Raw genomic sequence first — 22,888 nt, forward strand, 5'->3', positions numbered from 1 at the left:
TTATTGACGGAAGCAGAAGCAGCCGTCTGATATCTCGAGGGGCGTCAAGCCGGAGGGCCAAATGGATATCGGCGAGCGGGTGACATCGACGGGCTGTATCGATTTCTACGGATACGCCGTCAGCACCGGCGGCTGGCTGTTATGCGGCTGGGCAGCGACCTCCGATTGCGACGGTCTGTCCGGCGATCTGTCCGGCCAGCACACGATCCGGCTCCTGTTCGAGTTCGGCACCGTCTCCGGCGAGGCCCTGGTCGTCGAGACGGTGCGCACCGACCTGGGTAATCGCGGTCGCGGTGTGGCGGTGCATCTGTCCGCCGGCCAGTCGTCTTTCGGGGCCCTGCGGTCGGCGGAACTCGATGATGGCGGCGGCAAGGTCGTGATGCGCACGACGTCGGAAGCGGTCCAACTGCATGACGCGGCCCTGGTCGACGTGCTGGCGGTGCAACCGATCGCCTGGTCGGGGGAGACCGCCGACCGTCTGCGGGTCACCCTGAAGCGGGCCGCGTTCGACGGCCGTGACACGCTCGACCGCTTCGAGGGGCAATTTGCCTTCCGGATCGACGACGCGGTCTCGTGCGGCGCCTCGGACATCCTGATGAATGGCTGGCTGATGACGGCCTCCCCGGGCATCCGCGGGGTGCGGCTCCGGAGCGGGCGCAGGTCGACGCCCTTGCAGGTGCGGGACGCGATCCGGGTCAGCCGGCCCGATGTGGTGGCGGAATATGGCAACCTGTTGCGCAGCCGGAACACCAACTGCGGCTTCGTTCTGCATGTCGCGGACTGCATCGAGCCTGGCAACCATGCCTATATCGAGATCGAGACGGTGAACGGCGAGACCGGTTTCGTCCGCCTCAAACCCTCCCGCCTGCGCGGGCTGCACGCCATCAGGAACACGCTGGCAAACCTGTCTCCCCGCTACGACGAGGTGCAGACGACGTTCGACATCATCGGGCCGGCGCTGTCGCTCCTGAACCAGGAACGGCTGGATGCCTCGCGGACCTACCGGGAGATCTGCTTCGGCACGCCGCCGACCAACCCGACCTGCTCGGTCATCGTGCCGATCTATGGCCGGATCGACTACATGGAGGTGCAGGTCGCATTGCTGGCGCAGGGGCAGTTCGCGCACAGGCATGAGCTGATCTATGTGATCGACGACCCCGACGGCGCGGATACCGCCTCCTACCTGGCCGACTCGCTATTCCGCCGCTTCGGTCTGCCGCTCCGCCTCCTGCTGCTGGAGGAGAATGTCGGCTTCGCGCCCGCCAGCAATGCCGGCCTCAGCGTCGCCCAGGGGAGCTATGTCTGCTTCCTCAACTCCGACGTGTTCTCGCTGGAACCGGACTGGCTGGATGCGCTGCTCGATGATTTCGCGCGCCACCCGTCGGTCGGCATCGTCGGCCCGCTGCTGCTGTTCGAGGACGGCACCATCCAGCACCAGGGGATGCGCTACGATCCGCTGCCGGAATTCAGCCACTGGCTGTTTCCGACGCATCCGGGCAAGGGCAGTCGCCCGAACCGCAGCCGCACCCTGGCGCTGCATCCGGCGATCACCGGCGCCTGCATGGTGATGCCGCGGCAGCTGGCACTCGACCTCGAGGGCTTCGACGAAAGCTACATCATCGGCGATTTCGAGGATTCCGATCTCTGCCTGCGGGCGCGTGAGTTTGGCGCTGCTTGCGCTGTCGACCACGGCGTGGTGCTGTATCACCTGGAACGGAAGTCGCAGGCCTCGGCGGCCGAGCGGTGGCGCATGAACGTCACGCTTTACAACGCCTGGCTGCATCAGCGCCGGTGGGCTGCGCGACTGAACGCCGAGGCTGCGCGCGTGTCGGAGCCTGACAGCGCGCGGGATCGGACCATCCTTGCGGGCATCGTGCCCTTGCTTGCCGGACAACCGCTGCACGAGGCGGACGTGCAGGCACCGGGCCAGCAGGGTGGCGCATCACGGCCACCATGGCTTGGATGAAGGAGCAGGGAGTGCCGGCGGGAATCGAGGACGACCTGGCTCCGCCGATGCGGGTGCTGATTGCATCGCACAGTCATCCGCGGGTGCTCAGCGGAGGCTCCGAGGTCGCGTCGTATTCCCTGTTCCAGCATCTGCAGGACCATGACGGCTTCAAGGCCTGGTATTGCGGATGCACCCGGAGCGCCTCGTTCGGCCGATCCGGGCAGTCGATCACCCAGCCATTCGAGCGCGACGAGTATCTTTATACGGTCGGTGATTTCGAGGGCTTCAAGTTCGCCAACCGCGACATGGCGTTCGCCCGTGACTTTCGTGCACTTTTGAGAAACCTGCGGCCCGACATCGTCCACTTCCATCACTACGTCAATTTCGGCATGGAGGCCTTTGCGTACGTCAAGGAGGTGGTGCCCGAGGCGAGCATCATCCTGACCCTGCATGAGTTCCTGGCGATCTGTCACCAGCAGGGCCAGATGGTGACCCGCCAGCAGGGCAAGCTGTGCCGCCGGTCCGGCTACGTCGAGTGCAGCCGCTGCTTTCCCGAGATGCAGCCGTCGGACTTCTTTCTGCGCGAGACCTATATCCGGCACTTCTTCAGGCACGTCGACCGCTTCGTGGCGCCGAGCGCCTTCCTTGCCCGCCGCTACATCGAGTGGGGGATCGACCCTGACCGGATCAGCGTCATCGAGAACGTCCCGACACGATCCAGGGCCGCCGAGATTGTCCCGCGCACTTCCGTCCCGGGTGAACTACGCGTCGGGTTCTTCGGACAGATTTCGGTTCTCAAGGGGATCATGGTACTGATCGAGGCCGCGGCCATTCTCGAGCAGGAACAGCAGTCCGACATCGAGCTGTCGATCTTTGGCGACTATACCAACCAACCGGCCGCGTTCCAGGCCGAATTCCTCGCCCGGGTCGAGAAGTTCGGGAACAACATCGCGTTTCACGGCGCCTATAACAATAGCGATGTCGATGAACTGATGTCCGACATCGATGTCGTCGTGGTGCCGTCGATCTGGTGGGAGAACTCGCCGGTGGTGATCCAGGAGGCGTTGCGGAACGGACGCCCGGTGGTCTGCTCGAACGTCGGCGGAATGGCCGAGAAGGTGGTGGCCGGCGAGGACGGCCTGCACTTTCAGGTCGGCAGTGCGCGTTCGTTGGCAAACGTCCTGAAGGGCCTGGCGGCAAACCCCGAGCTTCTCGACAAGCTGGGCAGGGGCGCCAGCCGGGAACGCGACTATGATGTTGCAATGGCCCGGCATCTGCGTCTCTATCGTGATGTTCGTCCGGTTGCGTCGGAAACCGAGGCGCCACCGCAACGCGCCGCGCCGGATCGGCCGATTCCGAGCTTCGCGGTTCCATAAAGTCCCGGCCCCACGTAGGTTGGGTGGCCCGAGGATGAGTGCCCGCAATGATCGTCCCGCCTTCCAGCATCACGTCAAGCCAGGGCTGCATCGACTTCCTGTCATATTCGTCGAGCCTGGATGGGTGGATCGCTGGTGGCTGGATCGACCTGGGCTGGGATGATCAGGACGCCGCGCCGAACTGCCTGCTCGAATTCAGTGATGCCCGCGTGGAAGGGGGCGCCACGGTCTGCATCTTCCCGCGCCCCGACGTCCGCAAGATCGGCACCGGCATATTGATCTTTGTCGAAGGCAAGAGCGAGCGACGTGACTCGTTCCAGGATCTGATCCTGACGCGCGATGGCCAGCATTTCAGGCTGACCCCCTCGGAGCCGCTCGAGCAGCCGTCGGAAGCCGAGGCAATCACCCGCACCAAGAGCCTCCTCGCCGGCGCCCTCCGGTCCTCCCGCCGCGCCACCTTCCTCCGCCTGATGAACCGCCCGACCTATGCCGGCTTCGACACGCTCGAGGCGGTGCAGCCGCCCTTGTTCCTGGAGATGGACTCGGTCTGCCTGTGCCCGCCCGGCGGGTTGTTGCTGCGCGGCTGGTTCATCGACCCGTTCAAGTCGATCGCCAGCATCCGGGTGCGCTGTGGCGCGCAATCCCGACTGCTCGACACGAAGCACTGGATCCCGATCCCGCGGCCGGATGTCCGGGAGGGTTTTTCCCGGCAGTTCGGCGGGCTGACCGACCAGTGCGGCTTCCTGGCGTTCGTGCCTGACGTCTATACGCCTGGCGAGACGGTCTATTTCGAGCTGCAGACCAAATCCGGGGACGCGGCCTTCAAGCGGATCCCACAGGTCCGCAGCCCCGGGATCGACACGATCAAGGAGACGCTGAGCAATCTCGAGCTCCGCTATGAGGAATTGGCGCAGGGCTACGATCATGTGCTCGGGCCGGCGATCGGCGCGATGAACGATTTCCGCATGATGGACCGGGTCGGCTACAAGGAGATGGTGTTCGGGCCGGTGCTCGATGCGCCGCGCTGCTCGATCATCGTGCCGCTCTATGGCCGGATCGATTTCATGGAATTGCAACTGGCGTTCTTTTCGCGGACGCTGGAGCCTGGCCACGAGATCATCTACGTGCTCGATGATCCGACGAAAACCCGCGCTGCCGAAGCACTCGCGACATCCTGCCTGGCACGGTTCCGGATGCCGTTCCGCCTGGTCGAACTCAGTGCCAATGTCGGCTATGCACCGGCCAACAATATCGGGCTTGCCGTGGCACGCGGGCAGTATGTCTGTTTCCTGAACTCAGACGTGTTCCCCAAGACCCCAGACTGGCTCGAGAGCATGCTCGAGACGGCGATGACGCGGCCGGATGTCGGGGTAGTGGGCGCGCTGCTGGTCTTCGAGGACGAGACGATCCAGCACGAGGGCTGCTCGTACGAAGTGCTCCCGGAATTTGCCGGCTGGAGCTTCAGCCTGCATCCACGCAAGGGGCGCTTTCCGAACGATGACAGCAGCGTGCAGGAGGTCGAGGCGGTGACCGGCGCATGCTTGATGATGCCGATGCAGCTGGCGCGCGAAGTCGGCGGCTTCGACGAGGGCTACGTGATCGGCGACTTCGAGGATGTGGATCTCTGCCGCAAGGCGCAGGAACGTGGCCTGATCTGCGTCGTCGATCGGCGTGCACGACTCTATCACCTCGAGCGGCAATCGCAGGGCGGCCAAAGCAATTCGTGGCGCCTCAATCTCACGCTGTACAATGCTTGGCGCTTCCAGAAACGTTGGGTCACGTCTGCATCCGAGCTGACGGCTTCGGACCCTGCGCCACATGCACTCGCAGATTCGGCAGCATGAACGACTTTCCGTCCCTCGGCGAGGCGATGCCGGACGACCTGTCGAGTTCGTCCTCCGCGACGACGCCTCGGCCATTGCCCAGCGTGCTGGTCATGACCCACTCGCATCCGAGACTCACGCGCGGGGGTGCCGAGATTTCCGCGTTCACGCTGTTCCGGGAGCTGAAGGCGCGGGGCGCGAAGGCCTGGCTGCTCGGCTGCTCCAGCCCGAAGAGCGAGGTCAGGCTCGGCGCCACCCTGACCCAGCCGTACGGGCCAGACGACTACGTCTATCACCCGAACGCCGCGTTCGATTATTTCAAATTTGCGAATCCCGATCCGCAGTTCCCGAAGATCATCGAGGAGCTTGTCGCGGAACTGAAACCCGACATCGTTCACACGCATCATTTCGTGCGGTTCGGCGTCGAGATGTTCAGTGCGATCAGGCGTGGCTGGCCGCGTGCCAAGATCGTTCTCAGCCTGCATGAATATCTGGCGATATGTAACCACCACGGCCAGATGATGAAGACCCGGACGTTCCGGTTGTGCGAGAAGGAAACCTACTCGGCCTGCGCTGCATGTTTTCCGGAGCTTGGCGAGCGCGACTTCTTCCTGCGCAAGCGCTACCTGCAGATGTTTTTCGAAGATGTGGACCTGTTCATCTCGCCGAGCCATTTCCTGGCGGGACGTTTCCGCAGTTGGGGCCTGCCGGCGGAAAAGCTCGCCGTGCTCGAGAACATGCCGCCGGAACGTGGCGGCAGCGCCTTTGCGCGGGCCTATGACGAGCAGCTCTCGGCGCCACCGGTGGCAGCCGAAAGCGTTGCGCCGGCTCCAGCCGCGTATGTGCGGCCGGCGCATCCGCAGCGGCTGGATGTGGCGCTGTCCGCATCAGGTCGGCGCGTCGGCCCGGCCAGGTCTTCGGCGCGTGCTTCGGTCGGGCACGGCTTGCCCGATGAGGTGCTGGCACACAAGCCTCCGGTGGCATTGCGGGAGTTGCGGTTCGGTTTCTTCGGCCAGATGTCGCCGCTCAAGGGTATCACGGTGCTGATGGATGCTGCCAAGCGTTTGAGCGGCATGGGCATCAGCAACGCCGTCATCGAGATCTACGGCGACTATTCCAGCCAGCCGCTCGAGTTCCAGAAGGTCGTCGAGGAGGCACTCGAGGAGGCCGGCGAGAACGTCGTGTTTCACGGGGCATACGACAACGCGCAGGTCAATGCGCTGATGCAACGCATCGACGCGATGATCCTTCCCTCGACCTGGTGGGAGAACTCTCCCGTGGTGATCCAGGAGGCGTTCACCAACGGCAAGCCGGTCATCTGTTCCAATATCGGGGGCATGGCGGAGAAGGTGACGGATGGTGTCAACGGGCTGCATTTCGAGGTGAGCCGCCCGGCCGCCCTGGCCGAGATCCTCGCAGACCTCGCCACCTATCCCGAAAAGCTGGCCGCGCTGACTGCCGGCGTGCGCCCGCCACCGACCGCCGACGAGGTGCTCGATGCGCATCTCAAACTTTACGAAAACGTTATTAGTTGATCTGATTTCAGCACTTATGCTAATGCATGCCGACAGAACATTCGGCACGCGCCGACGCATGAGCTTTTGAAAATTAGGGGCTGGGATGAACGGTTTGATGATCAGGGGCGCGATCGACAGGCTTGATGGCGAAGGTGCTGTCGGGTGGCTGTACGGCGCAGATTTCTCCACGCCTCCCCTGGTCAGGGCCTTCCTTCATCATGACCTGATCGGCGAGAGCCTCGCCAATGTTCACCGGCCCGATCTGGAGAATGTGGGTTTCGGCGACGGTCATTGCGGTTTCGAGATCCGCTTCGAGCGCCCGATCGACCCGAGCTACCTGTCCTTCGTGACGGTCAAGCCGCAGGATTTCGACCTGCTGCTGCCGGTCCCGACCGGGGGTGCCGGCTATCTCGACCTGATCAACGCCGTGCTGTCCGGGTTTGCCGGAGCGGGCCGCAATCGTTCCGTTCTCGGCGGCCTCTGGACCGATCGCACCGATGCGCCGCAGCTGCTCGCAGGCCGGGTCGCTGTCGGAGCGTGCGCTGCCGATCTGCAGCCGGCGCTGCAGGAGCTGCTGCTGAACGGCGTCGTGGTGATGCACAACGCACTGGCACCGACCGGCGTGACCAGCAAGGACATCGCCAACATCAGGACAGTGACCTCGCGCGGCGCATTCGACGAGGCCGATGGCAAGCTGAAACCGGCGCTGACCGCGATCGCCGGCCTCCTGTTCCGCGAGCCGGTCGTGCGGCTTCTGCGCGCCGCCTTCGACGACCATCCGGTGATCTATCTCCTGGACAGCCTGAGTGGCGACGCCTCCTTCGCGCAGCTGTCGTCGATCAGCGACCTGCCATCGCCCGCGGAGTGCATGGCCATCTATGTCGGTCACCCGCATGCGCCGGTCAGGATCGACATGCTGCGCGGGAGCCACGAGCTGCCCGAGTTCGGCGCAACCGGCCGGTCGCGTTGGACGCCCGGTGGCGCCGATGACCTCGCGCAGTTCGCCAACGAGGCCGGGCTGTCGATCGAGAGCTTCGAGCTCGACGCGCTCGATGTCGCGATCGTCGGGCCGGGCCTGGTGCATCGTGTCGTGGCCTCCAGCGAGGCGCCGGCGCTCCGGGCCGTCGCGTCACCCCGTCGCGTCACCCCCACGCGGTTCCTGAGCGGCGACACGAGCTGGGTCGAATCCGGCCATGTCTCGGGGGCCCGGATCCGGATATAGTTCTCTCCCGGGCGGCGTCGTCGGTGATCATCGGCGACACCGCCAAGGCGTAGAGTGTGCGGCCGGCGACAGTCCGAGCCGGCGACGAGGAGGCCAGACCATGTCCCAGACCGCACCAAATCCGGTCATCACGATCGGCAACGTGGTGTTCGGCAACGACCGGCCTTTGTCGCTGATCGCCGGTCCGTGCCAGATCGAGAGCCGGGAGCACGCCTTCGAGTGTGCCCACGCGATCAAGGAGATCACCACGAAGCTCGGCATCGGCTTCGTCTTCAAGAGTTCGTACGACAAGGCGAACCGCACCAGCGGCACCGGCACCCGCGGCGTCGGGCTGCAGGCCGCGTTGCAGATCTTCGCCGACATCGGTGCCGAGCTGCAGGTCCCGCTGCTGACCGACGTGCATGAGCGCGAGCATTGCGCCATCGTCGGCGAGGTGGTCGACGTGCTGCAGATCCCGGCCTTCCTGTGCCGCCAGACCGACCTGCTGGTTGCGGCTGCCGAGACCGGTCGCGTCGTCAACGTCAAGAAGGGCCAGTTCCTGGCACCCTGGGACATGCGCAACGTGATCGCCAAGATCACCGGCGCCGGCAATCCGAACGTGATGGCGACCGAGCGCGGCGCCTCGTTCGGCTACAACACGCTGGTGTCGGACTTCCGGAGCCTGCCGATCATGGCCGGCTTCGGCGTGCCGGTCATTTTCGACGCGACCCACTCGGTGCAGCAGCCTGGCGGCCAGGGCAGCAGCTCCGGCGGCCAGCGCGAGTTCGTGTCGGTGCTGGCGCGGGCGGCGGTGGCAGTCGGCGTCGCCGGCGTGTTCATCGAGACGCATCCGGACCCGGACAACGCTCCATCGGACGGCCCGAACATGATCGCGCTGCGCGATTTCGAGGCTTTGGTGGCCAACCTGATGCGCTATGATCGGGTGACCAAGGCGGCCTTCCAGTAGGGAGCGCAGGGGAGGGACCTCACCATGAACCCGATCGTCGTCGTCCCGGCCCGGCTCAGTTCCACGCGTCTGCCCGAGAAGCCGTTGGCGATGATCGCCGGCGAGCCGATGATCGTGCATGTGTGGCGCCGCGCGATGGAGACCGAGCTCGGCCCGGTGGTGGTGGCGGTCGATCACCCTTCTGTGGCGGATGCGGTGATCCGTGTCGGCGGCAGGGCGATCATGACCCGCCCGGAGCATCCCTCCGGCACCGACCGGATTGCCGAGGCGCTGGCGACGGCAGACCCGGACGGCCGGCATGACGTGGTGATCAACTTCCAGGGCGACCTGCCGACCGTGGCGCCGCACGTCACCCGCCAGACCGCTGCGCTGCTCGATGATCCGGAGGTCATGCTGGCGACCCCGGTGGCGCTGATCGTCGATCCGGAAGAGCTCGAGGCTGCCAGCGTCGTGAAGATGGTCGGCAGCCCGATCGACGCGCACCGGTTCCGCGCACTCTATTTCACCCGGGTGCGCGCGCCGTGGGGTGAGGGGCCGATCTACCACCATATCGGACTGTACGCCTGGCGCCGCGCCGCGTTCGAGCGGTTCGTCGCCCTGCCGCCCTCGACCCTGGAGCTGCGCGAGAAGCTCGAGCAGTTGCGGGCGATCGAGGCCGGCATGCGGGTCGATGCGGTGCTGGTCGAGGACGTGCCGCTCGGCGTCGACACCCGCGCGGATCTGCTGCGGGCGCGTGAAATCCTGGATCCAGCCGGCTTCTATCCGTATCCTTGCGAGAACAAGGTGGATGCGTGATGGCTGCGATCTCCGGCGTCGTGTCGAAGACTGATTTCTCCGACCAGCTCGACCCGGCCGTCGTGACCTCTGCGACGGAGAGCGTGTCCCGCACCCTCGAGCTCGAGCAGCGCGGCCTGGAGGCGGTGCGCCTGGCATTGTCCGGCGGCCTGGCCGAGGCGTTCGCGCGTGCGGCCGATGTGATCGAGCGGGCCAGCGGCAACGTCATCGTCACCGGGATGGGCAAGTCCGGCCATGTCGGCAAGAAGATCGCCGCCACCCTGGCCTCGACCGGCACGCCCAGCCACTACGTGCATCCCGCCGAGGCGAGCCACGGCGATCTCGGCGTCCTGCGGGACAGCGACGTGGTGCTGGCGATGTCCTGGTCCGGCGAGACCGCGGAGCTGGCCGACATCGTCGAATACACGCGCCGCTTCGGAGTGCCGTTGATCGCGATCACCTCCAAGCCGGCGAGTGCGCTGGGGCGTGCGGCGGATATCGGGCTGTTCCTGCCGGCTGCCCAGGAGGCGTGCCCGAACGGCCTGGCGCCGACCACCTCGACGACGATGCAGCTCGCTGCCGGTGATGCGCTGGCGATCCTGCTGCTCGAGCGCCGCGGCTTCACGGCGATGGATTTCAACCGCTTCCATCCCGGCGGCAAGCTGGGCTCGAAGCTGATGACGGTGGCCAGGCTGATGCACGAGGGCGACCAGATGCCGCTCGTGCCGTCGACGGCGACCCTGGCGGAGGGCATCGTAGAGATGACCTCGAAGCGCTTCGGCATTGCCGGCGTGGTCGACGAGGCCGGCCACCTGGTCGGCGTGCTGACCGATGGCGACGTGCGCCGCGCCTTCCAGGCTGGCTTCAAGGACCGCTCGATCCTGGACGCGATGGGCCAGCGCCCGCGCACCGCAACCCCCGACCAGTTGGCGGTTCAGGTCCTGGCGCAAATGAACGAGGCGCGGATCACCTGCATGTTCGTGCTGGAAGATCGCACACCAACCGGGCTGGTGCACGTCCATGACCTGCTACGTGCGGGTGTTGTCTAGCGGAGCGTGAGTCCGCAAGATATGAGAGGCCATGCCGGGCAAAAAGATGGGCCTAAGATCAGACGCGGAGAGTGATGAAGTTTTAGGTCGATATGCTTTTGACATGGTCGTTTACATCTATGATTAGTTTATCAGATTTCATCTAAGGGTAGTTTCGCGGTATTCGCGATGTGATTACCGCAGACATATGAATGGCCTTAATCACTCTGCAGAGTGAGGTTGATATTACAAAATCTACTTTGAAGGGCTGAGACTGCTTCCGGTTTTGGTGATGCTGATCTCGTCCAGGACGTTCCTGACCGCCGAACACGAGCCGGCGCTCCAACTGCCACCGAGCATGGGGGAATCTCAGACGTGACGATCGAGCGAGCACCGGCAACCGATCCCGTCCCGATCTTTACCCCGGGCATTACAATTACATCCTGACCAAGCCACACGTGCTGCTCGATCAGGACGCTTTTCGACTCGTTTATGACGGTGCCGGTAGCTAGATCGACTAGGGCGTGTGAGTCCGCGGTTCGGATCCAGACGCCCCACGACAGCATGAAGTCGCTTCCTATAATGATCGAACGCCCCGGCCCTTCGACCCATAGTCCGACTGGTGGACAACTACCGCCCGATCCCAGAAAGACGCCCGCCTCGTGGTAACGCATCATAACATTAACAGACACAGCATTCTGATCGTTCCCTGCCGAAACGACGATGTTTCGATCACCCTCCATCCTTATCGAGCCGGATAGACGGCTCCGCCGACCAATAAAAATCATGTTGTCGTTCCGATTAGAAAAATGGATGTGCAGGCTGCTGAGTACGGTTTCGGTCGAGATCCAGATCTTGTTTCCTAACCCAAACGTCCCAAGGACCCTTATGCCGAGAGATTCCAAAGTTGATATCGATGTCACTGATACCTCGATCTCAACCAAGTTATCCAAATTATCGAGTTCATACCCGGACCCGCCTAGGACGGGAGGTGTCGTGAAAGCAGGATGAGTCAGAATGGTGTTCGCCGCTACAGACCCTATAGTCGATTTCAACTCAGTACACTCCTACGAACATCAGCCGAGTGATTTAAAGTCAGTGTGAGACGAGGTTTGGTATCTTTCGCAGAGTATTGACGTTTTCCTGCTTTGAAGCACACATTGATCAGTACAAGTTCTGATCAAATTCAGTCGAATAGCGTGGAACCTCACGCGTTGTGTAGCTGTTGTCCTAGGACCATTAACTAGCTTAGGATTGTGAACTCACTTTTATGATTCGACCTGTCCAGTATAGCGCAGCGTCGCTATATGCGGTAACCACATCAATCAATGATGATCAAGGCCTTTCTCGTCTCTGATAAACGAATCCGTGTTCAGGGTAAGCCAGCCTTAACGCCTGGAACGTAAGTTCAAGTCCATTCGAAAACTCTTCCGGATCAAGCTTCATTCCGAAGGATGATACAAATCCATTCTTTCTAAGTAAACCCCAAATTAGAGCAAGGTCTAATGAGTGAACAAGTCGAGCAGGATGTAGCTTCAGAGTAGAAGTACTCGAACTATCTTCCGGACTAAAAACGCCGCTAATATGCTCAAGTTCGAGGACAGATGCAGCACCCATCAAGCGCAGCTGGCGTCCGAAGCCAGCCCAGGTTCCTTCGTGACGATTTAGCAAAGCTACGTGTTGATGCCTGCTGCAGGCCAGGGCGAGGACATGACAGGCAGACCCACTCGCCAAAATGACATGTGATGCTCTGGCGTAAAGGGCCATTTGCTCAGTAAAACCGATCTTCTCTGGATATAAGATTGTGTAGCCTTCCAGAGACAACGCTGCTTCGAAAGCCGACTCCATAAAAAAAGAAGAGGAAGCAACGGATAGCTTAGATCTTGATACGTAGAGCTTCAAGGGCTCTAAATCATTGTCAAGTGGTATGTTCTTCGAGATATGCTTGCTTACAGATAATCTATATGTTTCGTGCCCGCCGATCAGATCAGAGGCGCTTTGAAGTCCCATCAGCTGGGATGGAACTATGAGCCTCTCGACTTTGAAAGGACGTCCGGAAACTTTTATAGGGCACGGCCTACTGAAGAAACTAATTATCTCCTCAACATATCCATTCGCCTTGATAGACTTTTCGGCCGCTCGGTCGAGAACTTCAAGCGAGAATTCTTCCTCATGAACTACCTTAGGAAACCCATTCATATGAATGAAGATAAGCCCCTGAACCTTTTCGGTTAAATCATCAAAGGCCCACAGTCTGCCCAAGCTTTCGGTCACTAGGTGTCCAATATGTGTCTTTAGGAATCCGCCGTACACCCAAGTTCCTGTCAGTTCTTCAACCGGATAACGGATTTTATCTATTATCAAATCGGGTATATTTTTGTTTGCTGCTGAGGCAACATGAAGAGAGGACTCGACTATCTCTCCATCTTCACGATACACGCCCCCATTATGAATATTCACAGCGTTTGGATTTCTATGCAGCTTCTGTGAAGAGTCCTGCTTCGTCTGCGGGAAAACTAATGCGTTTTCGACAGTCTCGATTGATTTCCGCCATTTGTAGGAAAAATAATTTTGTTCATAGAACTTTCTTTGAATGGCCTTGTTATACTCAGCTATATGGTTTTCTAGTGTAGCCATTTGAACCTCTCTTTCCTGCATTGCACGAGACCAACTCGTACATGCCATTTTCCACCGACCCCGCTGAATGGGCTCGTGAGTTTAAGTAACTTTAGTCCGAGAGGCCAAAATAGGTCTGTCCACCATCAACAGTCAAAAAAGTGATCACTTCTATAGCCCCCGACATCTGACCCAACCGTATTTTATGAGATCCAGGCCAAATTACATTTTTCGGAAGGGTCACCAGTCCGCTAGCGCCTGGTTGCAGTCGGAGTACGACAGTTAAACGCTGGGCTTGTCCGGGTGTGCCGCCTGTTAGATTGAGAGCTAGCGGCTTCGTAGCTGTTATGTCGTACGTAGTGTCACCACTATCAGCAAAAATGAGATTTACGACGGGATCTAGTGGTTCAATCCTGATGACAGAGCCCAAGCTGCATTCTCTGGCACTTGAAAGCGTGGTGATGCATCCGGTCCAACTAGATGGCGTATTCCACCACGTCGGAGAAGGCAAAAATATGTCACCACTCATCGACCATGCAGTTGGATTATCGAACATCTTTGGAACAGGAGGGTGGGCAATGTAAGATTGATAAAGACCGATATCGACATCTTCAAGTTTGATCAGTTTTATGTTTGGGCTGTGCGAAAATATGTATTTTAAAGGTTGAACGCCCCTTTCATGCCACTTCAAGCCATAGATAATTGGCACGGGATTTGGCCCCTCAATTTCAAACGCACTCTCCTGATGCACTTCCTCGAAGTACATGTCGACAACTAGATTTCCGTTGTTTGTCTTTGGGGTCTCATACAAGACAAAGGGGGCGGCGCCGTAGCTAGAGTTTCCATAGGCCTCTCCCAAAAGTTCCGTACTGTGGCTGTTCGCTAGCCACATCATATGGCCTGGGCCCTTTTGCCAGAATAAAGGGTTGATCCAGACTAATTCATCCATACCATGAGGTTCGTCGTGCCCGATAGTAATCTGCTGAAACGTTGATCTCGCATCCCAGTGATTAATCCCGTCTTCTACAACTAGCCACGTGGACATACCAGCATAGTCGTTTTCGATATGACTATTGGTCCATGACATATCCTCGCACTCCTCTATATAAACAGGAGTAAATTTGAATTGACCTTGCACTACGAGGTTGCTCACGTTGTCTTCAGAGCATCCGATGGTCAGACTCTCCCGCGCCCACTGAATCCCGATTTCCGGCGGATCGCGACGGGACCCTTCCACGCTGAGATTGAAAATGTTCATCCCGACGGTTCCAGTAGCATCAACGCATATTCTAGAACCTTCACACACCAAAGTGGCGCCGTTACCTTCTATGATCGTGCCTCGACGAGAAACGTTAGTCAGGTTGATGGGACTTCTTATGAGGCATGAACCGGCTTCCGGAAACTCCAAAACGATGTTCTTTTTCGCATTTTGCTGGCTTCGCCAAGCTTCGACCGCCAAGTTAATTGAATTAGCGTCATCGTTGTGCCCATCGCATTTCGCTCCGTAGTCGACGATATTGATCGGTTTTCTGGACCCGATCGCGAGGTTTATCATGTTACTCTGCGCAGACACATGTCCCGGGGAACATGCGACGATCATGCAAGAAAATCCTAGGATCGAGGTGCCGGCCCTCTTTAAGCCTTTCTGGATAGTCGTTTTACAACCTGTAAGAAAAGAGCCAAGATCACCTGAGGTCCTGCTCGCAGGATTACTGTAGACCGATGTTAAGGTGTGCCACTGTAAAACAGCCGAAATAAAGTACATGAACAAGCCGATTACCCCGGAGGTGTCGACGTAAGTTGCTATCTTTCGGGTTTTATTCACGGTTTGTAGCTAGCATCATATACAACTGGCAACTCTAGTAAGCGGTAAGATTGCACGTCTCGCCCCCAATCAGCCGTGCTGCAGGCCAGCGATTCAGAGTTGGTAGACAAAAATTTCAGGTTTTGATCTCTTGAACGTTCCGGCAATACGACGCACCGCTTGACCGGCGCTAAGCTCACGTTTTGGACTCCGACCGAGAACGCGCCTTACTCTCATCGAGAAGCTTCGCAAACGGGCTCGGCAGGCGACGGAGATCGATGTCCATGCCGGGAGGTCCAAGTGATGGATTGGTAATCGGGCCGCCGCCGCGAATAACCTGGATGGCTATGTAGCATTCCTGTACGACGCGCAGAGCGTTACCAACTTCACCATAAGCATAGTAGTTCTGGAACTCGGAGATCGATGCACCGAAGCGAAAGATGGATTCCGCCCGCGACCAGTCCTGAATTGCGGCTTCGACCTGGCCGCCTCGATAACGAAGATAGGCTGTTATAAATAGGCCGAGCAGAATGTTGGTCAATGCCTGAGGCCATTCCACAAGGTCGGTCACAAAGGTAGGGACTACAGCGAAATGCTCGAGGGCTTCCGTCTCCTGGCCAGACTGGAAAGCTAGATAGCCTGCAATCAGGCGGACGGAGGTATGCCACCTCAAGAACAATCCACGGGCCAGATTTGGACGATCAGAAAGCAGTGCCTGGCTCTCAGTCTTAAACACGGCTGCCAGCTCTAGATCGTCGATTTCGTGACTGAGCAGCCGGTAACCGATAACACATAGTGCCGCCGCCTTGATCGCAAAGTCGGGCGGCAAACGTCGCATGCAGTGCAACGCGGCGTATGCGAGGGTGTGTGGGTCCGACAGCCGGGTCGACGGGCTTTGGATCAACCGGATGAAATCTTGCCCGGTGAAAATATTAATATTACTAAGCCGATCGCGTTCCTCGGCAAATGGCAAAGCCGTTGCCGAGGCCTCTCCGTCGAAGGCATAGACCGTGAAGCTCGGCCGCAACGGCGGTGGAATAACGGTGATGTCAAGCATGATCGAGACCCCCGCCTGAGCTGCAGCAACACCATGCGTGCAAACCAGATCGGGGCGAGCCTGATTTGGGCTAGCTGCGTAGATCACCTCGTCACCGCTGGCGATGAGAAATTCGCTCGGCGGCCCAATTGACCCTCCCAAAGCGGTATTGGTGATGGCCCAAGCGGTCAGACTGGCCCCGGCACGGGTCAGCTCCGCGCTTTCAACCGATCCGATGAACCTGCCGGGTTCGACCTCGATTGGGTGCCCGTGATAAAAGATTGTTCGTTTGACCGTTGCTTCCAAACGATACGCCCTCATCTTGTCGACCTGCAGGTTGCTGGCTTGGTTCGCCAGGCAAGCAGTAACACCCGCACTAGCGGCTTCCGGATTCTGAAGCGGTCCAGCCTACCGATCCGTCACCAGCTATGCCATGGAAACATGCCGAAATGGCGCCCCCGGTGCAACCTGTGGCTTCCACCGATTGCGGTGGGGACGAGCCAAGTTCCTCGCCGAGCCGACAGTTCCGCTATGAAACGGTCGAGGTTTGCGTTATCGGGTCGTGTGTAAGCCGTGCAGGAGCGGAGGACCCCTTTTGCTGTCGTCAGTCTCAATCGCGCTTACTGGGCCGGCGGTCGCTTCCTTGCATCGTAAACATCGCTATCGGAGAGGATCAGCGTAATGTCCAGCCACGACTGCGCTTCGATCATGAGCAGCGGCACATGACGGACCTTGCTTCACGGCAAAGCAGAGCCGCAAAGGCCGCCGACGCCCTGGCTGCCGCCGATGTGCACCGGCAGGCCCAACGCTACGATGAAGCCGAGGCGGTGGTGTCAGAGGCCCTTCGGGCATCTCCCGACCACCCAGGCCTTTTGATATGCTCAGCATGGGTCGCTCAGCAAAGCGGCAGACCCGAGGAGGCGCTTGAGCGCTGGGCGCGGGTGCGGATTATAGCTCGGACGAACCCGGTAGGGTATTCCGCTGCGGTGCACGTCCATCACAAGCTGGGCCAAGTCAACGCAGCCGATGCCCTGGCAATGGATGGCCTCGCCCGCTTCCCCGACGACTCTGCTCTGAAAATTAACTACGCATGGAGCGCGCATCATGCCCGCAATTGGGCACAGGCCGCGGAGCGCTGGGAGCTGTTCCGCACCTACTCACCTGATGTGAAGCTCGGCTACCTTCAGGGTGCGGTGGCTCTGCGCGAGGGCGGAGATCTGCCTGCGGCCGAAGCGCTTGTCGGCCACGCCTTCCACCGCTTCCCTGATGATGGTGACTTGCTGACAAGCTACGCCGCCATGGCCTCCCAGGGCCGGAACTGGACCCAGGCCGTGCGCCGTTGGCGGTGGGTCCGGATCAAGTTCCCGGAAAACCGGGTCGCCTACCTGCTCGAAGCGCGAGCCCTGATCAGACTCAAGAGCTTTGAGGAGGCCGAACTTGTGGTCCTTGCCGGCTTGAAGCTATTTCCTGCAGATGGCGAGCTCTTCATTGAAGCGGCCAGGTGCTCGAAGCAACTGCGCCAGCATTCGGTTGCGCTCGAGCGGTGGCAGCAGGCGTACCATCTTGCGAGCCATATTCCGTCGGCGGGGATCGGCTTTGCCGAAGCGCTAACGCTTACCGGGGAGACCAGCCAAGCTGATGCGATCCTCGCCGACTTGAGCGCCCGGTTCCCGAAGGACGCCGCGACCGCGATTGCCTTTGCGCGCTTGGCTGTCGAGCGCTCCGATTGGGCTGCGGCAGAGACGCGGTGGCGCGCCGCCCACCAGGACCATTCGGACAACCGCGCCTTCGCCGTTGCGGCGAACGAGGCCGCTATGAAGGCGCTCCTGAGCGAGCAACATGATCTGGCCAAGCAGTTATCTCATCTGGCCGATACGAAAATGGTAATCCCCGCCTCATCGGCAAGCGATCAGGATGCCATACCCGAGATCGATCCGCGCGAACTGCTAATGAAGTTTGAGTCGCTCGGTTATAACTGCGAGTTCGGCATCGTGCAGCGGCATTTCGGCGCTGAGCCGCTCAGCCTGCTGCGCTGGACTGCAACGGAGCCGGATCTGCTGGCGGAAGCCCTGAACAACCGGCTCGAGGGTGTCGGCCTGCCCGAATACACACGGATCGTGCTAGACTCAGACTACCGCACCAAAGACACGCGGTACTTCATGCTCATGCATACCTTCATTCTGCCCTCACAGGCGACGCCCGAAGAGTTGCTGCCAAAGTTCTGCAAGCGTCTGCAATATCTCCGCTCCAAGCTTCTGGATGATCTTCGGGCTGCGGAAAAGATCTTCCTGTACAAGGCGGTCGATCCGCTCACCGATGCGCAGATCATGCCGCTATGGCACGCCGTCTCCGCCTGCGGCCCGAACACTCTAGTCGTGGCTCGTATCGCCGATGAGACGAATGCACCAGGCACGGTGCGTGTTGTTGAGCCGGGTCTGATTGTTGGATACTTTGACCGGACCTCGACGACCGATCCGTCCTTCGATATTTGGCTCGCAATCTGCCGGCGTAGCCATGCGCTTTGGCAGGCCAGTCACGGGGCCCATAAGATCGGTGAGCTGGCCGCCGCTGCCGCCTGACTGACCATCTTCTCTCGATAGGTCAGGGAGCTAGCCACCGAAGGAGCGCGCGGCAGGTGGAACTTCGTTGCCGTCCCGCACCGTCGGTGAGAGGAAGCTCAGGGCGAAGCTCGAAACACTTTCGCCTCGGACGCTTGGGCGCTAGAACACACGCGGAGTGCCGGAGACAAGTCCGATGACAAGTGCTGCTCCTTCCTTGCATTGGTTGCCCGCAGGCGACACCTTGCGCGCGCGGCTGAAGGCGTTTCGCAGCGGAGGCGAGGCTCCTCGCGAGAGCTGGGCCGAGGCCATCGCCATCTCCAGGCTGCGCCTCGACTTCACCGCTACCAATGCGCTCGACCAGGCGGTTGTTGCGAAATTCCGCAACGAGCCGCCTCCCGGCCTCAACACCAAGCCGGTCCGCCTTGCAATCCTCGGCTCCTCGACCACGAACCACCTCATCCCGGCGATCCGGGTTGCCGCACTCAGGCGGGGCATCTGGCTCAACGTATACGAGGCTGATTACGGCCAGTACTTCCAGGAGCTCGCCGACACATCATCCGGCCTATATGACTTCCAGCCGACTGCGCTGCTCTTCGCATTCGATGCCTTCGAGCTTGCCCAGGGTGCCACCGCGGGGATGACGCCTCCCGTCGCCGCCGGCGCGCTGGACGATGTCATGCAGAAGATCGAGACCTGCTGGAAGCTCGCGCGTGACGCCTTCGGCTGTCATATCATCCAGCAAACCGCCCTCGATGTCTTCCCCAGCGTCATCGGCGAGAACGACCATCGGCTGGCGGGCTCGCGCTCCGCCTTCATCACCAGGCTCAACGACCGACTACGCCAGGCCACCCAGATCGCGGGCGTCGACCTTCTGGCTCTCGACCGTCATGTGGCGCAGGACGGGATCTTCAGCTGGTTCAACCCGGCACTCTGGTATCGCGCGAAACAGGAAGTCGCACCCGCCGCCGCCCCGGTCTATGGCGATCTCGTGGGACGCCTTCTCGCCACCAAGCAGGGCCTGTCATACAAGTGCCTCGTGCTCGATCTCGATAACACGCTCTGGGGCGGCGTGATCGGCGATGACGGTCTCGAGGGCATTGTCCTGGGGCAGGGCAGTGCGACCGGCGAGGCCTATGTTGCCGTTCAGGAGTATGCGCGCGAGCAGGCACGTCGCGGCATCATCCTCGCCGTCTGCTCGAAGAACGACGACGCGATCGCCCGTGAGCCTTTCGAGAAACACCCCGACATGGTGCTCAAGATCAGCGACATCGCGTGTTTCGTCGCCAACTGGCAGGACAAGGCATCGAACCTGCGCCACATCGCCGAGCGGCTGAACATCGGCATCGACTCCCTCGTCTTCCTCGATGACAATCCCTTCGAGCGCGCGCTGATCCGGCGGGAACTGCCGATGGTGGCCGTGCCCGAAGTCTCGGACGATCCAGCTCTCTATCCCTACGCTCTCGCCGATGCCGGCTATTTCGAGAGCCTGGTGGTGACCGACGAGGATCGCGAGCGCTCGTCGCAGTATCAGGGCAACACCCAGCGTGAAGCGCTGCGGGAAAGCGCCACCGACATGGACTCCTACCTGCGCAGCCTGGAGATGAAGCTGATCTGGAGCCGCTTCGACCAGATCGGCCTCCAGCGCACCGTGCAACTGATCAACAAGACCAACCAGTTCAACCTCATGACGCGCCGCTACACCGACACCGACGTGCAGTCGATCATGTCCGACCCGCGCGCCGTCGGGCTGCAACTGCGCCTCACCGACCGCTTCGGCGATAACGGCATCATCGGCATCGTCATCGGCCGGCTGCAGGACGACGGCGCGATGCTGATCGACACCTGGCTCATGAGCTGCCGTGTGCTCGGGCGGCAGGTCGAGCAGGCAACCTTGAATCTTGTCGCCCAAACCGCCAGAAGCATGGGCGCCCGCTCGCTGATCGGCGAGTATGCGCCGACGCCGAAGAACAGGATGGTTGAAAAACATTACCAGAAGCTCGGTTTTGAGACCGCTGAAGTGGACGAAAACGGCGCGAGCCGCAGTGTCCTCGATCTCGGCCAGTTCTCCGAGCGTCCGATTTTCATCACCACGGTAGAGGGATAGAATGACCACAGAACCACAGGCGTATGAAGGCCTTGCCGAGATCTTCAGCGACGTGTTCATGCGGGATGACATTGCGCTGAAGCCGGAGCTGACGGCCAAGGACGTGGATGGCTGGGACTCGTTCAAGCAGATCGAGATCATCATGGCAGTCGAGGAGAAGTTCGATATCAAGTTCCAGACGCGAGATCTCGATACCATGAAGAATGTCGGCGATCTCGTGCGCCTGATTACCGCCAAGGGCTGACTGCCGGCTTGTGATCGATCACGGCCGGTGCCTGCTCCGGCCGTGCAACTGGGCGATTGTCTCCGGTGCAGTGCCCCGAAGGTGTCTTGGAAGATGATATGAAGTTTGACCATGCTGGCCTGGTGGTCGCCAAGATGGCGTCAGGACGCGATCATCTTTCGGCCCTTTTCAGCATTACCCGATGGTCCGAGGAGTTTGCCGATCACGGGATCGGTGTCTATGTGCAGTTCGGCCTCGACCCGTCCGGCATGTGCTATGAGCTCGTTGCACCCCTCCGCGATGACAGTCCCGTGTCACGTGCGCTGGCCTCTCGGGACCGCATCCTCAACCATGTCGCCTACCTGGTTCCGGATCTGGAGGCGGAGACGGCGCGCATCCGCCGGTTGCGTTGCCTGCCGGCAGGGCCCGCCATGCCAGCCGTCGCCTATGGTGGGAGGAGGGTGCAGTTCTTCGTTTCTCCGCTGGCTTTCATCATTGAGCTCATCGAGGCCCCTGATCACATTCATGGGTATTTCGAGGTATCCCCGGGGTAGGGGGCTTCGGCCTGATCCAGGGTCACGTGGCGGATGGGAGCGAGGCAGCCTGTGCGTGTGCTGCCACCCCGGGGGCTGACCCTATGGGCTGTTAGGCAGCCTGTGCCCGTGATGGTATCGTGGACCGAAGCCTTGTTCGTCTAAGCAGGATCACGATGCCGCCGTCACACAACAGTGGGAACGAACCAGACCTCCAGGTCGAGATGGTCGATCTCACGACCTTCCGCGAAGATCCTGGCCTGCATATTGGATCCGTCGACGAGACTAGCACCACCCTGTTTGGTGGCAGGTTTGCCGGTTGGGCTCTGGACCGAACGGCGTCACGCCCGGCTCGAAGCTTCATCGTTGCCTCGGATCATGGGGCCATCCAGGTGGCGCCCAATGTCAACAGGAGCGACATTGCGAGGCGTTTCGGCCCGGAATCGGCGTTGTGCGGTGTCGTCGGGGAGATCCCGCGCAAACTGATCGGCGGCTTGTTTGCGCCCAGACTTCGGTACTTCGCCTGCAACGACCGCAGGATCATGACCGAGTTGCCGGTCCTGAAGGACAACGATCAGCTCGGGAAGCTGCAGATACTGACCGGGCACGACTTTTTCCGGATGGTCCAGACGCCGTCGACGAGAATAGGCGACACCAACGTGCTGGTGCACCTGGCGCTGCATGTCCTGTCTCGCAACCAGGACAACTATGTTCTTGGAGCTGCCGCGATTTGTGTCCTTGGATACAGGCTCCTCGACGGCAATAGCGAGGCCGAGCGGCAAAGAGCTGTGATCCTCGACGAGATGAAGCGTCTGCTCAGCGAAAATCCGCGGATCGATCGCGGGCTTTTTATAAGATGGCATACATCCCTCCGGCTTATCGCCGGCTATCTGGCTTATCAGGCCGGTGCCGATGTAGATGCCTTCAACCAGTTCAAAGACATCGGAAGCTTCGCGATCGAGTTGAAGCGCTGGCCTCAGGCTTTGACCAACATTTTAATCGGCGTGGTTATCACCGGCTACCTGCTCTACGAGCGGGGTGATACCTCAGCTGCCGTTGAGCGGTGGCAGGCTGCCGAGGATCTGCTGAGATATGGAGCGAGCGTTGCGGAATTCCAGAACTCCTACGCTTATGGAGAACTTGGGAATGCTGTTCGTGTCGCACAATTTGCCCATATAGCTGCCTTGTGTGCTGTTCAAGGCGGATTACTAAATGATGCTTCGCTTGCTCCGCTCGGTACCCGGCTAGATATACGAGAGGTTCCTGGCCCGATGGGCAATCTCGTCTCTAAGCGTCAGAATGCCTTCCCTAACAAGTCAAAGATGTTTTGATGCAGACGATATTTCCTTTACTAATCAAAGCAAATAGATCGTAGAG

16 protein-coding genes are annotated in these 22,888 nt (G+C 60.3%); 13 read left to right on the top strand and 3 right to left on the bottom strand.

The window, feature by feature from the left end; genetic code table 11:
- Window positions 1-61 precede the first annotated feature (61 nt).
- From ACOEQ2_RS10610 to ACOEQ2_RS10645, 8 genes are all read left to right on the top strand, one after another.
- Window positions 62-1,966 carry a glycosyltransferase gene (locus ACOEQ2_RS10610; protein WP_419727950.1) on the top strand — a complete coding sequence of 635 codons (1,905 nt, stop codon included), beginning with the start codon at window positions 62-64 and terminating at the stop codon, window positions 1,964-1,966.
- An 11-nt stretch (window positions 1,967-1,977) separates the two neighbouring features.
- Window positions 1,978-3,324: a glycosyltransferase family 4 protein gene (locus tag ACOEQ2_RS10615; protein WP_419727951.1), complete on the top strand. Its 1,347-nt coding sequence runs from the start codon at window positions 1,978-1,980 to the stop codon at window positions 3,322-3,324.
- 47 nt (window positions 3,325-3,371) lie between these two features.
- Complete coding sequence (locus tag ACOEQ2_RS10620) at window positions 3,372-5,168, top strand: glycosyltransferase family 2 protein (RefSeq protein ID WP_419727952.1); 1,797 nt, start codon at window positions 3,372-3,374, stop codon at window positions 5,166-5,168.
- Window positions 5,165-6,682, top strand: coding sequence for a glycosyltransferase family 4 protein (locus ACOEQ2_RS10625; RefSeq protein ID WP_419727953.1), 1,518 nt, complete (start codon window positions 5,165-5,167; stop codon window positions 6,680-6,682). The genes ACOEQ2_RS10620 and ACOEQ2_RS10625 overlap by 4 nt, the downstream gene beginning before the upstream one ends.
- 97 nt (window positions 6,683-6,779) lie before the next feature.
- Complete coding sequence (locus ACOEQ2_RS10630; protein WP_419727954.1) at window positions 6,780-7,886, top strand: hypothetical protein; 1,107 nt, start codon at window positions 6,780-6,782, stop codon at window positions 7,884-7,886.
- A gap of 100 nt (window positions 7,887-7,986) precedes the next feature.
- Window positions 7,987-8,832 carry a 3-deoxy-8-phosphooctulonate synthase gene (kdsA, locus tag ACOEQ2_RS10635; protein ID WP_419727955.1) on the top strand — a complete coding sequence of 282 codons (846 nt, stop codon included), beginning with the start codon at window positions 7,987-7,989 and terminating at the stop codon, window positions 8,830-8,832.
- Window positions 8,833-8,856: 24 nt separating this feature from the next.
- Window positions 8,857-9,627, top strand: coding sequence for a 3-deoxy-manno-octulosonate cytidylyltransferase (locus ACOEQ2_RS10640; RefSeq protein WP_419727956.1), 771 nt, complete (start codon window positions 8,857-8,859; stop codon window positions 9,625-9,627).
- Window positions 9,627-10,655, top strand: coding sequence for a KpsF/GutQ family sugar-phosphate isomerase (locus ACOEQ2_RS10645; RefSeq protein WP_419727957.1), 1,029 nt, complete (start codon window positions 9,627-9,629; stop codon window positions 10,653-10,655). The genes ACOEQ2_RS10640 and ACOEQ2_RS10645 overlap by 1 nt, the downstream gene beginning before the upstream one ends.
- 1,314 nt (window positions 10,656-11,969) lie before the next feature.
- Here the strand turns inward: ACOEQ2_RS10645 and ACOEQ2_RS10650 are convergent.
- The 3 genes from ACOEQ2_RS10650 to ACOEQ2_RS10660 form a co-directional block, all read right to left on the bottom strand.
- Window positions 11,970-13,292: a glycosyltransferase 61 family protein gene (locus tag ACOEQ2_RS10650; protein ID WP_419727958.1), complete on the bottom strand. Its 1,323-nt coding sequence runs from the start codon at window positions 13,290-13,292 to the stop codon at window positions 11,970-11,972.
- A gap of 70 nt (window positions 13,293-13,362) precedes the next feature.
- The gene (locus ACOEQ2_RS10655; protein WP_419727959.1) at window positions 13,363-14,805 is read right to left on the bottom strand and encodes a hypothetical protein; all 1,443 of its coding nucleotides are present in this window, start codon (window positions 14,803-14,805) and stop codon (window positions 13,363-13,365) included.
- 445 nt (window positions 14,806-15,250) lie between these two features.
- Window positions 15,251-16,411 carry a hypothetical protein gene (locus ACOEQ2_RS10660; protein ID WP_419727960.1) on the bottom strand — a complete coding sequence of 387 codons (1,161 nt, stop codon included), beginning with the start codon at window positions 16,409-16,411 and terminating at the stop codon, window positions 15,251-15,253.
- Between the two features lie 401 nt (window positions 16,412-16,812).
- On the opposite strand from ACOEQ2_RS10660, the gene ACOEQ2_RS10665 reads away from it, so the two are divergent.
- The 5 genes from ACOEQ2_RS10665 to ACOEQ2_RS10685 all read left to right on the top strand — a co-directional run bounded on the left by ACOEQ2_RS10665 (window position 16,813) and on the right by ACOEQ2_RS10685 (window position 22,842).
- Complete coding sequence (locus tag ACOEQ2_RS10665; protein WP_419727961.1) at window positions 16,813-18,669, top strand: tetratricopeptide repeat protein; 1,857 nt, start codon at window positions 16,813-16,815, stop codon at window positions 18,667-18,669.
- Between the two features lie 223 nt (window positions 18,670-18,892).
- Window positions 18,893-20,755: an HAD-IIIC family phosphatase gene (locus ACOEQ2_RS10670; protein WP_419727962.1), complete on the top strand. Its 1,863-nt coding sequence runs from the start codon at window positions 18,893-18,895 to the stop codon at window positions 20,753-20,755.
- 1 nt (window position 20,756) lies between these two features.
- Window positions 20,757-20,999, top strand: coding sequence for an acyl carrier protein (locus tag ACOEQ2_RS10675; protein WP_419727963.1), 243 nt, complete (start codon window positions 20,757-20,759; stop codon window positions 20,997-20,999).
- Window positions 21,000-21,097: 98 nt separating this feature from the next.
- The gene (locus ACOEQ2_RS10680) at window positions 21,098-21,532 is read left to right on the top strand and encodes a VOC family protein (RefSeq protein WP_419727964.1); all 435 of its coding nucleotides are present in this window, start codon (window positions 21,098-21,100) and stop codon (window positions 21,530-21,532) included.
- Window positions 21,533-21,735: 203 nt separating this feature from the next.
- Window positions 21,736-22,842, top strand: coding sequence for a hypothetical protein (locus tag ACOEQ2_RS10685; RefSeq protein ID WP_419727965.1), 1,107 nt, complete (start codon window positions 21,736-21,738; stop codon window positions 22,840-22,842).
- Window positions 22,843-22,888: the final 46 nt, after the last annotated feature.

The sequence above is a fragment of the Lichenicola sp. genome, assembly GCF_965198575.1.
GTDB lineage: Bacteria > Pseudomonadota > Alphaproteobacteria > Acetobacterales > Acetobacteraceae > Lichenicola.